This is a genomic window from Rhodococcus aetherivorans, from assembly GCF_025722975.1.
Classification (GTDB): domain Bacteria; phylum Actinomycetota; class Actinomycetes; order Mycobacteriales; family Mycobacteriaceae; genus Rhodococcus; species Rhodococcus aetherivorans.
Genome location: NZ_CP106982.1, coordinates 5,194,893 through 5,209,862 on the forward strand (window position 1 = coordinate 5,194,893; position 14,970 = coordinate 5,209,862).

Genomic DNA, 14,970 nt, shown 5'->3' on the forward strand with positions numbered 1-14,970 from the left:
GTTTTCGCGCTCTCCGGGCGCCGTCTAGGATATGGCCGTGGTCATCTTCTTCGAAGCTCTCCTTGTCCTGGCGGCCGTGCTCATCACGTGGTTCGCGGTGTACGTCCTCTACCGTCTGGTGACCGATCAGCCGTGAGTGCCGAGTCCGGTGAGGAACGGGAGGTCGTCCGCGGGAGCGGCGACAAGGCGGTCGCGGACGCCCTCGAACGGGCCAAGGCGACTGCCGACAAGAACGTCCCGATCCTGAGCGGCCTGCCCGTCCCCGACGACACCGCAAACCTGCGCCTCGGCCCGGACATGCATCCGGAGCTGTTGGCGCTGCTGCCCATGGTGGGCGTGTGGCGCGGCGAGGGCGAGGGCAACGATCCCCGCACCGGCGACTACCGCTTCGGCCAGCAGATCGTGGTCACCCACGACGGCGGCAACTACCTCGTGTGGGAGGCCCGTTCGTGGCGCCTCGACGAGGAGGGCGGTTACCGCGGCCCGGACCGGCGGGAGAGCGGATTCTGGCGGGTCTCCGGCACCGGCGCGCCCGGCAGCGAGGATCCGGAAACCCTCGAGCTGCTCCTCAATCACAGCTCCGGCGTCGTCGAGCTGTACTACGGCACCGCCCTGACCCAGTCGTCCTGGGAGCTGGCGACCGACGTGGTGATCCGAAGCCAGTCCGGCGAGGTGGTCGGCGGCGCCAAGCGCCTGTACGGCATCGTCGAGGGCGGCGATCTCGCCTACGTCGAGGAACGCGTCACCGCGGACGGGGAACTGCAGCCGCACATGTCCGCGCGGCTGGCACGCTACATCGGCTGACCGCCCGGCACTCCTTCGGAACCGCCCTCCGGGCACGCGGCCCGTTCCGCCGGTCCCCGAGCCGAGGGACGTGGTCGCGCGGCCCGCGCACGGCCTCCGCCCACGGACGCGAACGGCCCCCGAGCGACGGACGCGAACGGCCCCCGAGCGCTACGCCGGGACGGATCGTCTCGGCGATTCCCGGTCGGACGGACCGGGAGGCTCGGGGGCCGGGTGACTGCGTGGTATTCGCCGGCCGCTGCAGCGGTCGACAATCCCGTCGTCGATGACAGCGGCTAGCGCGCAGCCACCTCACGTGTCCGATACTTCAATTCAGACCACCTCCTTTCTCGTGTACGCCCGAAAGTACGCCCCGCTCAGACCGCGGGCAACGAGTTTTTCCCCAGGCGAACGACGAGGTCGGCCGCGGTGTCGCCGGGCAGTTGGTGCGTGACGACGACGACGGTGCGCTCGGGCGCGACGAATCCGGCGTCCCGGTCCAGCAGCAGCCGCTGCAACTGCGCACCGTCGACGGCGTCGAGATGCTCGGTCGGCTCGTCGAGCAGCAGCACCCGTGCGGGGGACACGAGGGCCCGCGCGAGCAACAACCGGCGCCGCTGGCCCCCGGAGACAGCCCGCGCACCGCCGGCCAGGGTGCTGTGCAGTCCGTCGGGAAGCCCGGCCACCCACTCCCCCAGCCCGACGTCGCCGAGCACGTCCAGCGCCTCGGCCTCGGTGAGGTCTCCGCGGGCCACCCGCAGGTTCTCCAGCACGGACGTCTCGAACAGGTGGGCGTCCTCGGCGAAGAATCCGGCCTTCTGCCGCAGGGCAGCCGGTTCGAGCTCGGCGAGCGGCACGCCGCCGAGGGTGACCGTCCCGGCGACGGGCTCGAGCAACCCCGCGAGGGTCATCAGTGTGCTGGTCTTGCCGCTGCCGCTGCTCCCGACGAGGGCGACGCGCGCGCCGGGTGGCAGGTCGAGCGTGAGGGGCCCGGCGTCCCGTCCGCCGGGCCAGCCGCTGCGCAGATCGACGGCACGCAGGTGGCACGGTTCCGCGACGGGCCGGGTGCCGTGCGGCACCGGCCGGTCGGCGCGGTCGAGCAGGTCGACGACGCGGCGCGCCGCGATCCGGGCGCGGGTGAGGGTGACGGCCGCGCCGGGCAGCGCCGCGCCGGCTTCGAACGCGGACAGGGGCAGCAACACGAGGATCCCGAGGGACATCGGGCTCATCCCGCCCTCGGCGAAGACCGCGATGCCGACGAGCAGCGACCCCAGGACGCTCGCCCCGACCGCGAGGGGGGTGGCGGCCTCCGCGTACGCGGCGGGGACGGCCGCGCGGTCGGTGGCCCGCACCGCGTCCACGCCCGCGCGGTGCGCCCGGCCGACGGCCTGCGGGAGCAGGCCCGCGACCCGCAGCTCGGCGGCGTGGTCGAGCGCGGTGACCGCGTCGCGGGAGAACCGGACGCGGGCGGCGGCGCTGTCGGCCTCGGCGCGGGCCGCGGCGCGGGCGGACAGCCACGGGGCCGCGACGCCGGTGACGAGCAGCGCGACGGCGAGGACCGCCGCCGCGGCCGGGGAGATCAGGGCGAGCCAGCCGACGGCGGCGAGGGCGAGGACCGCGGCGACGGCGATGGGCACCAGCGCCCGGACCACCACGTCCCCGAGGGCGTCGACGTCGGCGCCGGTGCGGGCGAGCAGGTCCCCGCGGCGCAGGCCGGCGGAGGCGACCGGGTCGCCGTCGGCGAGGCGCCGGTAGAGCCGGGTGCGAGCGGCGGTGGTGCCGCGCAGCGCGGTGTCGTGGCCGGCGAGCCGCTCGAGATAGCGGAACAGGCCGCGGGAGATGCCCAGGGCCCGCACCGCGACGACGGCGACCGTCAGGTCCAGCACCGGCGGCATCTGCCACGCACGGATGATCAGCCAGGCCGACAGGCCCGCCAGCGCCAGGGCGCTGCCCAGGGTGGCGACGCCGGCGGCGACGGCGGCGGCGACCCGGCCGGGGCGCAGTTCGAGCAGCGCCATCGCGCGACGCAGATCGTTCATCACCGCTCCCCCGTGCCGGAGGTCGCGTCGCTGTGGGAGCAGACCCGGACGACGGTGTCGGCGATCGCCAGGATGCTCGGGCGGTGCGCGACGATCACCACGGTGCGTCCGCGACGGGCCAGGTCCCGCACCGTCGCCAGGACCGTGGTTTCCGTCGTGTCGTCGAGGTGGGCGGTCGGCTCGTCCAGCAGCAGCACGGGCCGGTCCGCGGCGAGGGTGCGGACGAGGGCGAGCCGTTGCCGCTGCCCGAGCGACAGCCCGCTGCCGCCGGCGCCGACGACGGTGTTCCAGCCGTCCGGGAGCTCCTCGAGCACCTCGTCGAATCCCGTTGCCGCACAGATGTCGTCGATCCCGGCGGTGGTGAGGTCCACGCCGGTGAGGCGCAGGTTGTCGGCCAGCGTACCGGGGAGCAGCACGGGCCGCTGGGGCAGCCACGCCACCTGCCCCCACCACGCGTCGTCGGCCACCACGGGACGGCCACCGACCTCGACGCGGCCCTCCACCGGCGCGGCGAGGCCGAGGACGGCGAGCAGCGCCGTCGACTTGCCCGAGCCGTTCGCTCCGGTCAGCACGGTCACGGCGCCCGGCCGGCACACGGCGTCGAGCCGGAACGGGGCGTAGCCGTCGCGGCTCGCGACGCTGAGGCTGGTCAACGTCAGTTCGGCTGCGGTGGCATCGAATTCGGCGCTCTCCGACACCGCGGTGGTCGCGGGGGCACGGTCGAGGATCGTGAAGGCGCGCTCGGCGGCGGCCTTGCCGTCCTCGGCAGCGTGGAACTTCGCGCCCACCGTTCGCAGCGGCAGATACGCCTCGGGGGCGAGGATCAGCGCGACGATGCCCGCCTCGAGGGCCATGTCGCCGTAGACGAGGCGCAGGCCGATGCTCACCGCGATCAGCGCGACGGACAGGGTGGCGAGCCATTCGAGCACGGTGCCGGACAGGAAGGCCACGCGCAGCGCCGACATGGTCGTGCGGCGGTGGTCGTCGCCGAGTTCGCGCACCTTCTGCGCCGGCCCCTGCTCGCGGCCGAGCGCGCGCAGCGTGGGCAGACCGGCGATCAGGTCGAGCAGCTGGGCCGACAGCGTCGTCATGGTGCGCAGCGTGCGGTCGGCCTTGCCCTTGGTCAGCAGCCCGATGAGGATCATGAACGCCGGGATGAGCGGCAGCGTCACGACGACGATGATCGCCGAGGTGAGGTCCTGGAAGGCGATGACCACCACGGTGATCGGGGTGAGCGTGACGGCGAGCAGCAGGGCCGGCACGTACCCGGTGAGGTACTCGGAGAGCCCGCCGAGCCCGCGGGTGAGGACGGTGGCGATCTCGTCGCGGCGTGGTTCGAGTTCGCGCGGCGGCAACCGGGTCGCCGCCGCGAGCACCTCGTGCTCGAGTTCGGCGACGACCCGGCTCGCCGAGCGGTGCGCGAACCGGGACTGCACCCACGTGACGAGGGTCCGGACGGTGACGGCCGCGGCCAGCGTCAGCAGTTCGGTCCGCCATGCGCCGAGGTCGGTGGAGCCGGTGGTGAGCACCCCGGCGAGGACCGCACCGATCGCGAGTGCGGACACGACGATCATCGCGACGTTGATCGAGGCCGTGACGACGGCGAGCGCCAGATAGCCGCGGGCGGTGGCGGAGTAACGCCACAACCGTGGGTCGATCGGCCCGCGACGCCGCGGCGCGTCCGACGCTCCGGGGGCGGAGCCGAACGGACGCACCGGGGCGTCGGCGGGCGCGGTCATTTCGTCCCGAGCGACAGGCCGATGGACTTCGGGATGTGCTTGGTGGAGATGCGCTGGCGGAACACCCAGTACGTCCACCCCTGGTAGATCAGGACCACCGGGGTGACGATCACCGCGGCCCACGTCATGACCTTCAGCGTGTACGGGCTCGACGACGCGTTCTCGATCGTCAGCGACAGGGTGTCGCCGAGCGTGGACGGCATGACGTTCGGGAACAGCGAGCCGAACAACAGGACGACGGTGCCGACGATCGCGACGGTGGTGAACACGAACGCCCAGCCCTCGCGCTCCGCGCGGGTGAGGGCGACGACGGCGAGCAGCGCGGCCGCCGCGGCGCCGACGACGAGCCACGTCCAGGTCTTGCCGTAGGCGAGTTGCGTCCACACCACGAAGACACCGGCCACGACGACCGCCGGAACGGCGAGCCGGGCGGCGAGTTTCACGGCGTCCTCGCGCACCTCGTCGGCGGACTTCAGGGCGATGAAGACCGCGCCGTGCAGCGCGAACACCAGTGCGGTGGTCGCGCCGCCGAGCAGCGCGTACGGGTTCAGCAGGTCGAAGAAGCCGCCGATGTACTGCTTGTTCTCGTCGATGGCGACGCCGCGGACGATGTTCGCGAACGCCACGCCCCACAGCACGGCCGGCACCCAGGAGCCGAAGACGATGCCCCAGTCGCAGCGCCGCCGCCAGGTGGGGTCGTCGATCTTGCCGCGGTACTCGATCGCCACGACCCGGACGATGAGGCCGAGCAGGATCAGCAGCAGCGGCAGGTAGAACCCGGAGAACAGGGTCGCGTACCACTCGGGGAACGCGGCGAACATCGCGCCGCCCGCGGTGAGCAGCCACACCTCGTTGCCGTCCCACACCGGTCCGATGGTGTTGAGCAACACCCGGCGGCGGGTGTCGGCCGTCTCGGTGCGGCCCCGGCCGAGCACCGGCATCAGCATGCCGACACCGAAGTCGAAACCCTCGAGCACGAAGTACCCGGTGAACAGCACCGCGATCAGGACGAACCAGACCTCTTGAAGTCCCATGACCGATCTCCTAGTACGCGAAGGACAGCTGCTTGGGCCGGCCGGTGTCGTCGGGTTCGTCGTCGTGCTCACCCGGCGGGTGGGCGTCGTGCGGCAACGGGCCCTCGATGGTGTAGCGGCGGATCAGCCAGAACCACACGACGCCGAGCGCGCCGTAGACGACGGTGAAGGCGACCAGCGAGGCGATCACGGCGCCGGACGAGTTGTTCGACACGCCCTGGTCGACGGTGAGCCGGATCATGTCCACGCCCGTCGGGTTGGGGTGCACGACCCACGGCTGGCGTCCCATCTCCGTGAAGATCCAGCCGGCGCTGTTGGCCAGGAACGGCGTGGGGATGGCGAGGATGCTCAACCAGCCGAACCACTTCTGGTCGGGGACGCGGCCGCGGCGGGTGACCCACAGCCCGGCCAGGGCCAGCGCGGCCGAACCGGCGGCCAGGCCGATCATGGCGCGGAACGACCAGTAGGTGACGAACAGGTTGGGCCGGTAGTTGCCGGGGCCGAACTGCTCCTCGTACTGGTCCTGCAGGTCTTCGACGCCCTGCAGGGTGACGCCGGTGAACTCGCCCTGCGCGAGGTACGGCAGCACGAACGGCACCTCGAGGACGTGGATGACACCGTCGCAGTTGTTGTGCGTGCCGATCGTCAGGACCGAGAACTTGGGGTCCGTCTCGGTGTGGCACAACGACTCCGCCGACGCCATCTTCATCGGCTGCTGTTCGAACATGAGCTTCGCCTGGATGTCGCCACTGACGAAGAGCGCGACACCGGAGACGATCATGACCAGCATGCCGAGGCGGGCGGCGGGGCGGAACATCCCGCGGGCCTCGCCCTCGAGCCGGTCGGCCTCGACCGGCTCGGCCTGCGCGGCGCGCCGCATGTTGCGCACCATCCACCAGCCGGCGATGCCCGCGACGAAGGTGCCGGCGGTGAGGAACGCCCCGGCGACGGTGTGGGGGAACGCCGCGAGCGCGGTGTTGTTGGTCAGCAGTTCCCAGATGCTCGTCAGCTCCGCACGCCCGGTCTCGGGGTTGTACGTCGCGCCGACGGGGTGCTGCATGAACGAGTTGGCCGAGATGATGAAGTACGCGGAGGCGTTCACGCCGATCGCGACCAGCCAGATCGTCGCCAGGTGGAGCAGTTTCGGCAGCCGGCCCCATCCGAAGATCCACAGGCCCAGGAAGGTCGACTCGAGGAAGAACGCCACCAGGCCCTCGAGCGCCAGCGGGGCGCCGAAGACGTCCCCGACGAAGCGGGAGTATTCGCTCCAGTTCATGCCGAACTGGAACTCCTGGACGATGCCGGTGGCCACGCCGAGAGCGAAGTTGATGAGGAAGAGCTTGCCGAAGAACTTCGTCAGGCGGTACCAGTGGTCCTTCTTCGTGACCACCCACATGGTCTGCATGATCGCGATGAGCGGGGCGAGACCGATGGTCAGCGGGACGAGGATGAAGTGATAGACGGTGGTGATGCCGAACTGCCACCGGGACAGGTCCAACACATCCATGGCTACTCCGAGGTGACGCCCAGGGACAGGCTCCGAATCCGGGGCGCGGGCTCGGGGCCTCGGACTCTGTGCACAAGGGACCATCCGCCGCACGCGCCGGAGACCTTGTTACTACTAACAGTAGTAGAAGTGGACAGAAGCGTCGACGGTGTCGACCGACACATGCTTCCGATCGCGCGAGCGGCACGCCCCCGGCCGGGCCGCGGCGGCGCTCACTCGACCGCGGCGTCCACCAACGCCTCTACCTCACCGACCAGGGCACGGCGGGACAGGGCGTGCCCGTCGAGGGTGTGCACCCGCGCCGCCAGAGCGACGCTCGACACGAGCCAAACACCTTCCGCCACAACAAGATCCGCAGGACGGACCGGCTCGTACCGCACCACGAAATTGTGGTCGCCCGCGACGTCGAACAGCGCCTGCTGCGTGGTGCCGGGCAGGATCCCCTGCTCCGGCGGCGGAGTGATGAGCGTGCGGCCGCGCGCAATGAGGACCGACGAACGTGGCCCCTCCAACACGTACCCCTCGCTGCTGATGTAGATCACATCGTCGGCGCCGAGCGACTCGGCGTGCCGCAGCGCCGCCATGTTCGTCGCGTAGGACAGGGTCTTGGCCCCGAGCAGCTGCCACGGCGCCTTCGACGCGAGATCCACCGAGTATCCGCGCTCGAGCGTCACCACGGACACCCCGTCCTTGCGGGCCTTGTACACCCGTTCGGCCACCGGCGTCAGCAACAGGAACGCGGTCGGTTCACTCCCGCCCTCCCGGCCGCGGGTGTACACCAGGCGCAACGCCCCCTCCCGCTCCGCGTCCCACTGCTCGATCGCGACCTCGATCGCCAGCCGCCAGTCGTCGCGCTCGGGGGCCGGCAGTCCCGCCGCCGCGGCGGACGACACGAGCCGGCTCAGGTGCTGTTCGACGGTGCGTGCCCGCCCGCCACGCACGAGGAGCGTCTCGAACACCCCGTCGCCGCGCAGCACCCCGATGTCGTCCGCGTGCAGCAGCGGCACATCCGCGTCCCGAACCTCGCCGTCCAGCGTCACCAGCACCCGCTCAGCCATGCGCACACCCTATCCATTCCTCCCGGTACAGACCCGCGCTCCTAGACTGGTGTCGTGGCCGACACTCCCTCCGTGACCGACAGCCCACTCCTTGCCCGCCCCGGCGCCGTCCCTGCGCCGGCCGGCACCCCCGACGCGGGACTGCCGTGGCACTACGGCGACCCGTTCGGTGAACAGCGCGCCGCCCTCACCGGCGTGGCCGTCGTCGACCGCTCGACCCGGTTCGTCGTCGCCGTTCCCGGCGAGGAGCGCCTGAGCTGGCTGCACACCATCTCGAGCCAGCACGTCGCGCAGCTGCGCGACGGCACCTCGGCGGAGAACCTCAGCCTCGATGCGCAGGGCCGCGTCGAGCACCACTTCGTGCAGACCGATCTCGACGGCGTCACCTGGATCGACACCGAGCCGCAGCGTGGACCGGACCTGCTCGCGTTCCTCACCAAGATGGTGTTCTGGTCCAAGGCCGAGCCGCGGGACGGCAACGAACTGGCCGTGCTCACCCTGCTCGGTCCGCACGCCGGCGATGCCGCCGTCCTGGCCGCGCTGGGCATCGACGCCCTGCCCGCCGACGTCTACGCCGCGGCCGCGCTGCCCGGGGGCGGGCTCGTCCGGCGCATGCCCTGGCCCACCGACGACGCCTGGGACCTTCTCGTACCCCGGGAACGGCTCGCCGACGTGTTCACCGCCCTCGTCGACGCCGGTGCCCGCCCGGCGGGCACCTGGGCGTTCGAGGCGCTGCGGGTCGTCTCGCTGCGCCCGCGCATCGGCCTCGACACCGACGAGCGCACCATCCCGCACGAGGCCCGCTGGATCGGCGGCCCGGCCGAGCGCGGCGCCGTCCATCTCGACAAGGGCTGCTACCGGGGGCAGGAGACCGTCGCGCGGGTGCACAACCTCGGCAAGCCGCCCCGGCACCTCGTCCTGCTGCACCTCGACGGTTCCGCCGAGGGCCGGCCCGAACCCGGCGACCCGGTGACCGCCGACGGTCGCGCCGTCGGCCGGGTGGGCACCGTCGTCGACCACTTCGAGCTCGGTCCCGTCGCGCTGGCCCTCGTCAAGCGGAACGTTCCCGTCGGTACGGCGCTCGTCGCCGGACCCTGCGCCGCGGCGATCGATCCGGACTCGGTGCCCGACGACGCCGCCGTGCAGGCCGGCCGGCTCGCCGTGGAACGGCTCCGCGGGCGGTGAGCCACCCGTACGTCCCGACCGGCCGGGTCGAGGCGGTCTGCGTGGTGCACGCCGTCCGCCACAGCGGCACCCGCCGCGTTCCGTACACCGCCATCGACAAGCGGCCCGTGCCCGGGCCCGTGCCGGTCCGGCAGCTCGGCCTGCACGGCGACCGGCAGTGCGACACCGCCCACCACGGCGGCCGCCACAAGGCCGTCTACGCGTACGCCGAGGACGAGGTGCGCCGCTGGGCCGACGAGCTCGGCCGCGAACTGCCCGCGGGTTGGTTCGGCGAGAACCTGCGCGTGAGCGGGATCGCCACGTCGGATGCCGTGATCGGCGAGCGCTGGCGGATCGGCTCCGCCGGCCTGCTCCTCGAGGTCACCGGACCGCGCACCCCGTGCGGCACGTTCGGGGTGTGGGCGCAGGAACCGGGCTGGGTGAAGCGGTTCGCGGCCCGCGGCGACACCGGCGCGTACCTGAAGGTGATCGTCGAGGGCCCGGTCGAGGCGGGCGACGGGATCACCGTCGTGCACGTGCCCGAGCACGGGGTGACCGTGCGGGAGCTGTTCACCGGCCGGGACCCGGCGCGGATCGCGGTGATGCTCGAACGGCAGGCCGACTTGTCCCCTAGTGTCGCCGACAAGGCTCGCAGACGAGTCGCCGGACGAGAGGTGCAGGTGGAGTATTGAGCGTCGAACTCGTGGAAGTGGTGCGGTCCGGATTCCGCGAATGCGTGCACCGCGGCTCGCTCGTCGTGGTCGGGCCGGACGGTGAGGTGCGGATCGCCCTCGGAGAGATCCACACGCCCGTCTACCCGCGTTCGTCGAACAAGCCGCTGCAGGCGGTGGCCCTGCTGCGCCACGGATTCGTGCCCAGCTCGACGGAGGAACTGGCCATCGCGACGGCCTCCCACGAGGGCGAGGAGGATCACGTCCGGCTCGTGCACGCGCTGCTCGCCGGGCACGGGTTCACCGAGGACGACCTGCAGTGCCCGCCGGACCTGCCGGGCAACGAACCGGCCCGCGCGACGATCGTCGCGGCCGGCCGCCCACGGCGGATGGTGTACATGAACTGCTCCGGCAAGCACGCGGCGATGCTCGCGACGTGCGCCGCGAACGGCTGGCCCGTCCGCGCCGAGCAGGACGAGCCGGGCTACCTCGACTCCGCCCATCCGCTGCAGCAGGCCGTGCTCGAGACGATCCTCGAGCTCGCCGGGGACGTGGAGGACACCGATCTCGGAATCGACGGGTGCGGACTGCCGATCGTGCCGCTACCGCTGTTCAACCTCGCCCGCGCCTATTCGCGGCTGGCGACGGCCGCGCCCGGGACGCCGGAACGGGCCGTCGCCGACGCGATCCGGCGTCATCCGCGCCTCGTCTCGGGCAGCGGCAAGGACGACGCCCGGCTGATGCCCGCGGTGCCGGGGCTGCTGTGCAAGGCCGGCGCGGACGGCGTGCACGCGGGCGCCCTGCCGGACGGCACCGCGTTCGCCCTCAAGATCGACGACGGCCACGAGCGGGCCCGGCTCCCCCTCACGGCCGCCCTGCTGCACCACCTCGGCGTGACATGGTCCGAGGACCACGCGGAGCTCGCCTCGCAGCCGGTGCTCGGCGGCGGCATCCGGGTCGGCACGGTGCGGGCGATCCCCGGGGTGCTCTGAGCGCCACCGGCACCGCATTTGCCCAGGTCGCCTGTGGGTGAGACCAATCGGACACTGCCGCAACCAGGTGTGTGGAGGCGGAACCGACTTTTGCACGCTAGAGTGGTGGCCAGGAAAATACTCAATTAACCGGGGCCGCCAAATTCCCCAGGCCGCCCCGTCAAGGCGCGAGGGGGTTAGCCATGGGCCGCGGCCGGGCTAAGGCAAAGCAGACCAAGGTTGCACGGGAGCTCAAGTACAGCTCACCGGCCACCGACTTCGAGAGCCTCCAGCGGGAATTGTCTGGCGGTACACCCAACTCGCACCGGGACGAGGTCTTCGCGGACCAGCGTTCCGGCCCGGACGGTCGTTCCGCCTGGGACGACGACTACGACGACGACTGGCGTCGCTGACCCGAGCCTCACGCACGGGAGGGGGGAGTCGGACCACCGACTCCCCCCTCCCGCTGGGCACCCCTCCCCTCCGCCCGGATCCCGCACAGCTCTGCGGACCCGGTCGGGCGGTGAGGCGATCCCGAAAACTTCTTCATCACCACGACGCGCAGCGCCCGGGCCGTCCTGAACGGCCCGGGCGCTGCGTGTTTCGGGTATGGAGAGGTTCCGGGGTGGGGCGTTCCCGGATGCCGGACTCGGGCCGGCGCCGGGTCAGAACCGCGGGTGGTCGCCCACCAGCACGGCCCGCACGTCGTCCTGGTCCTGCGACTTGCGCACGGTGCCCAGGGTCCAGCAGTCGATGTGCCGCGCGGTGAGCACCGCGAGGGCCCGGTCGACGTCCTCGGGCGCGACGATCGCGACCATGCCGACGCCCATGTTGAAGGTCTTCTCCATCTCGGCCCGCTCGACGCGGCCGCGCTGGGCGATGAGCCCGAACACCGGAGCCGGGCTCCACGTGGTGCGGTCGAGTTCGGCGACGAGTCCCTTCGGCATCACGCGGGCCAGGTTCCCCGCGAGTCCCCCGCCGGTGACGTGGCAGAAGGTACGGACCTCGGTCTCGGCGGCCAGCGCGAGGCAGTCCTTCGCGTAGATCCGGGTCGGCTCGAGCAGTTCCTCGCCGAGGGTGCGGCTGAACTCGTCGACGTGTGCCGTCAGGCTCATCTTGCCGATGTCGAGAAGGACCTTGCGCGCCAGCGAGTATCCGTTGGAGTGCAGGCCCGACGAGCCCATGGCGATGACCACGTCGCCCGGGCGCACCCGGTCGGGTCCGAGCAGCCTGTCGGCCTCGACGACGCCGACACCGGTGGCGGACAGGTCGTAGTCCCCGTCGGCCATCACGCCGGGGTGCTCGGCGGTCTCGCCGCCGAGCAGCGCGCAACCGGCCTGGACGCAGCCGGCCGCGATGCCGCCGACGATCTCGGCCACCCGCTCGGGCACCACGCGACCGACCGCGATGTAGTCCTGCAGGAAGAGCGGTTCGGCGCCGCAGACCACGAGGTCGTCGACGACCATCGCGACGAGGTCGAGACCGACCGTGTCGTGCTTGTCGAGGGCCTGCGCGACGGCGAGCTTGGTGCCGACGCCGTCGGTGGACGCCGCGAGCAGCGGTTCCTTGTAGTCACCCTTGAGCGCGAACAGACCCGCGAATCCGCCGAGGCCGCCGAGCACCTCCGGGCGGGTCGCCTTCTTCGCGTGCGGTGCGAACAGTTCGACGGCTCGATCGCCGGCCTCGATGTCCACGCCCGCCGCTGCGTAGGAAGCTCCGGGGGTTGTGTCCTCGGTCATGGGTTGTCGGCTCCAGCCTCGAGTTGTGGTGAACAGGTGTGTCGGCATCGCTGCCGGGCGCGCGCACGCACGCCGAAGCCCGCCGATCGCGCACCTCAAGGTACCTGACCGGGTCGGACCGCCGACGCGCGACGACGCGAAACCGTGGCCGCCGCCATCGCGGCGGCGGGTGGGTCTAGGGGCGGCTCAACGCGTCCGCGTTGTCGTTGTCGAGCACCGGCGCGGTGCCCGCGGCCCCGCCGAGCATGCCTTCGAGCACGTTCTTTCCGACGGCGTGCTCCTTCGGCAGCGCGATCGGGTAGTGCCCGTCGAAGCACGCGGCGCACAGGCGCGATGCGGGCTGCTCGGTGGCGCCGATCATCCCGTCGATCGAGATGTACCCGAGGGAGTCCGCACCGATCGAACGGCGCACCATCTCCACCATCTCGTCGAAGTCGTGCCCGGTCAGCTCGGAGGCGTCGCGGGTGCCGCCGCCGTTGGCGATCAGCTCGGCCGGGGACGCGAAGTCGATGCCGTAGAAGCAGGGCCACTTCACCGGCGGCGACGCGATCCGCACGTGGATCTCGAGCGCACCGGCCTCGCGGAGCATGCGGATCAGGGCGCGCTGAGTGTTGCCACGCACGATCGAGTCGTCGACGACGACGAGCCGCTTTCCGCGGATCACCTCGCGCAGCGGATTGAGCTTGAGCCGGATGCCGAGCTGCCGGATGGTCTGGCTCGGCTGGATGAAGGTGCGGCCCACGTAGGCGTTCTTCATCAGGCCCTGACCGTAGGGGATGCCGGAGCCCTGGGCGTAGCCGACGGCGGCCGGGGTGCCCGACTCGGGGACCGGGATGACCAAGTCCGCGTCGACCGGGTGTTCCTTGGCCAGGCGCCGGCCGATCTCGACGCGGGTCGCGTGCACCGAGCGGCCCGCGATCGTCGAGTCCGGACGCGCGAGGTAGACGTACTCGAACACGCAGCCCTTGGGCTCGGGGTTCGCGAAGCGGGTCGAGCGGACGCCGTCGGCGTCGATGGCGAGCAGCTCGCCGGGCTCGATGTCGCGCACGAAGGACGCACCGACGATGTCGAGCGCGGCGGTCTCGCTGGCCACCACCCAGCCACGGTCCAGGCGACCCAGGCACAACGGCCGGATTCCCCACGGATCGCGGGCGGCGTAGAGCGTGTGCTCGTCCATGAAGGTGAGGCAGAAGGCACCACGCAGGGTCGGCAGCAGCTCGAGGGCCGCCTGCTCGACGGTGCTGTCGGCGGCGGCGTGCGCGAGCAGCGCGCCGACGATGTCCGAGTCGGTGGTCGCCGTGACCGCCCGCCGGTCCTCGCCGAGGCCCAGCTCGCGGGCGCGCTGGGCGAGTTCGGCGGTGTTGACCAGGTTGCCGTTGTGGCCGAGCGCGACGCCGGTGCCGGCCGCGGTGGTGCGGAAGATCGGCTGGGCGTTCTCCCAGGTGGTCGACCCGGTGGTCGAGTAGCGGCAGTGCCCGATCGCGATGTGACCGGACATGGCGGCGAGCGTCTGCTCGTCGAAGACCTGGCTCACCAGCCCGAGATCCTTGAAGACGAGAACCTGCGAGCCGTCGGCGACGGCGATGCCGGCCGCCTCCTGGCCGCGGTGCTGCAGCGCATAGAGGCCGTAGTACGTGAGCTTGGACACATCCTCGCCCGGAGCCCACACTCCGAAGACTCCGCACTCCTCGCGAGGTTCGTTCTCAGGTTCCTCGGCTGCGAGGAGATTACGTGTGTGGACCGACAGATCGGCACTGGTCACCGGGGTGCTCCCTGGGGGCTGGACAGAAGAGAGGCAACACCATTCTACGGGTCGCGCGACGGTGCCCCGCCCCGACGGGCCGCCGGGGCCCCATCCGGCGTCCCGTAGCCCCCCACTCACAACCGCAGCAGCGGCATCCAGTGCGCGATTTCCCCCGCCCGGCTGCCGGACGCGTCCAGCGATCCCTCGGCGGCCGCGTCGGCGAAGCCGACGAGACCGGTGGCCAGCCGCAGCCACGTCCGCGGGTCGGTCTCGACCACGTTGGGCGGGGTGCCCCGGGTGTGGCGGGGTCCCTCGATGCACTGCACCGCCACGAACGGCGGCACCCGGACCTCGACGCCGGATCCGGGCGCCACCTGTTCGAGGGCACGGGCGCTCAGGCGCACGGCCGTCGCGAGGTCGGTGCGGGCGGGCGCGTCGTCGGTCTCCGCCCGCAGCCACGGACCGACCCGGAGCAGGGCGGCGCGGAGTTCGGCGGGGTCGACGGGTCTGCGCGGTGCCAC

13 protein-coding genes are annotated in these 14,970 nt (G+C 72.0%); 5 read left to right on the forward strand and 8 right to left on the reverse strand.

Annotated features, from left to right (window positions below; translation table 11 throughout):
* Nucleotides 1–132 precede the first annotated feature (132 nt).
* Nucleotides 133–804 (forward strand): heme-binding beta-barrel domain-containing protein, encoded by a 672-nt coding sequence (locus OCS65_RS23750; RefSeq protein ID WP_029541483.1) that lies wholly within the window; start codon nt 133–135, stop codon nt 802–804.
* 356 nt (nt 805–1,160) lie between these two features.
* Here the strand turns inward: OCS65_RS23750 and cydC are convergent, their stop codons facing one another.
* The 5 genes from cydC to OCS65_RS23775 form a co-directional block, all read right to left on the reverse strand.
* Complete coding sequence (gene cydC, locus OCS65_RS23755; protein WP_029541479.1) at nt 1,161–2,822, reverse strand: thiol reductant ABC exporter subunit CydC; 1,662 nt, start codon at nt 2,820–2,822, stop codon at nt 1,161–1,163.
* Entirely contained in the window at nt 2,822–4,561 is a 1,740-nt protein-coding gene (gene cydD / locus OCS65_RS23760; protein WP_263507820.1) for a thiol reductant ABC exporter subunit CydD, read from the reverse strand. The genes cydC and cydD overlap by 1 nt, the downstream gene beginning before the upstream one ends.
* Nucleotides 4,558–5,595, reverse strand: a complete 1,038-nt coding sequence (cydB, locus tag OCS65_RS23765) for a cytochrome d ubiquinol oxidase subunit II (protein WP_006930194.1) — start codon at nt 5,593–5,595, stop codon at nt 4,558–4,560. Before cydB ends, cydD begins: the two co-directional genes overlap by 4 nt.
* Before the next feature lie 10 nt (nt 5,596–5,605).
* On the reverse strand, nt 5,606–7,102 hold the full coding sequence (locus OCS65_RS23770) for a cytochrome ubiquinol oxidase subunit I (RefSeq protein WP_006930196.1): 1,497 nt from the start codon (nt 7,100–7,102) through the stop codon (nt 5,606–5,608).
* A 212-nt stretch (nt 7,103–7,314) separates the two neighbouring features.
* On the reverse strand, nt 7,315–8,160 hold the full coding sequence (locus tag OCS65_RS23775) for an aminodeoxychorismate lyase (RefSeq protein ID WP_029541472.1): 846 nt from the start codon (nt 8,158–8,160) through the stop codon (nt 7,315–7,317).
* 54 nt (nt 8,161–8,214) lie between these two features.
* On the opposite strand from OCS65_RS23775, the gene ygfZ reads away from it, so the two are divergent.
* The 4 genes from ygfZ to OCS65_RS23795 all read left to right on the forward strand — a co-directional run bounded on the left by ygfZ (nt 8,215) and on the right by OCS65_RS23795 (nt 11,379).
* Nucleotides 8,215–9,345, forward strand: coding sequence for a CAF17-like 4Fe-4S cluster assembly/insertion protein YgfZ (gene ygfZ / locus OCS65_RS23780; RefSeq protein ID WP_043801598.1), 1,131 nt, complete (start codon nt 8,215–8,217; stop codon nt 9,343–9,345).
* The gene (locus OCS65_RS23785) at nt 9,342–10,016 is read left to right on the forward strand and encodes an MOSC domain-containing protein (RefSeq protein ID WP_006930202.1); all 675 of its coding nucleotides are present in this window, start codon (nt 9,342–9,344) and stop codon (nt 10,014–10,016) included. The genes ygfZ and OCS65_RS23785 overlap by 4 nt, the downstream gene beginning before the upstream one ends.
* Nucleotides 10,013–10,987: an asparaginase gene (locus OCS65_RS23790; protein WP_263507824.1), complete on the forward strand. Its 975-nt coding sequence runs from the start codon at nt 10,013–10,015 to the stop codon at nt 10,985–10,987. Before OCS65_RS23785 ends, OCS65_RS23790 begins: the two co-directional genes overlap by 4 nt.
* 182 nt (nt 10,988–11,169) lie before the next feature.
* On the forward strand, nt 11,170–11,379 hold the full coding sequence (locus tag OCS65_RS23795; RefSeq protein ID WP_006930206.1) for a DUF3073 domain-containing protein: 210 nt from the start codon (nt 11,170–11,172) through the stop codon (nt 11,377–11,379).
* A 252-nt stretch (nt 11,380–11,631) separates the two neighbouring features.
* On the opposite strand, the gene purM is transcribed toward OCS65_RS23795, so the two are convergent.
* From purM to OCS65_RS23810, 3 genes are all read right to left on the reverse strand, one after another.
* Nucleotides 11,632–12,705 carry a phosphoribosylformylglycinamidine cyclo-ligase gene (gene purM, locus OCS65_RS23800; protein ID WP_006930215.1) on the reverse strand — a complete coding sequence of 358 codons (1,074 nt, stop codon included), beginning with the start codon at nt 12,703–12,705 and terminating at the stop codon, nt 11,632–11,634.
* 175 nt (nt 12,706–12,880) lie between these two features.
* On the reverse strand, nt 12,881–14,467 hold the full coding sequence (gene purF, locus OCS65_RS23805; RefSeq protein WP_006930220.1) for an amidophosphoribosyltransferase: 1,587 nt from the start codon (nt 14,465–14,467) through the stop codon (nt 12,881–12,883).
* 116 nt (nt 14,468–14,583) lie between these two features.
* Entirely contained in the window at nt 14,584–14,970 is a 387-nt protein-coding gene (locus tag OCS65_RS23810) for a sterol carrier family protein (protein ID WP_065922976.1), read from the reverse strand.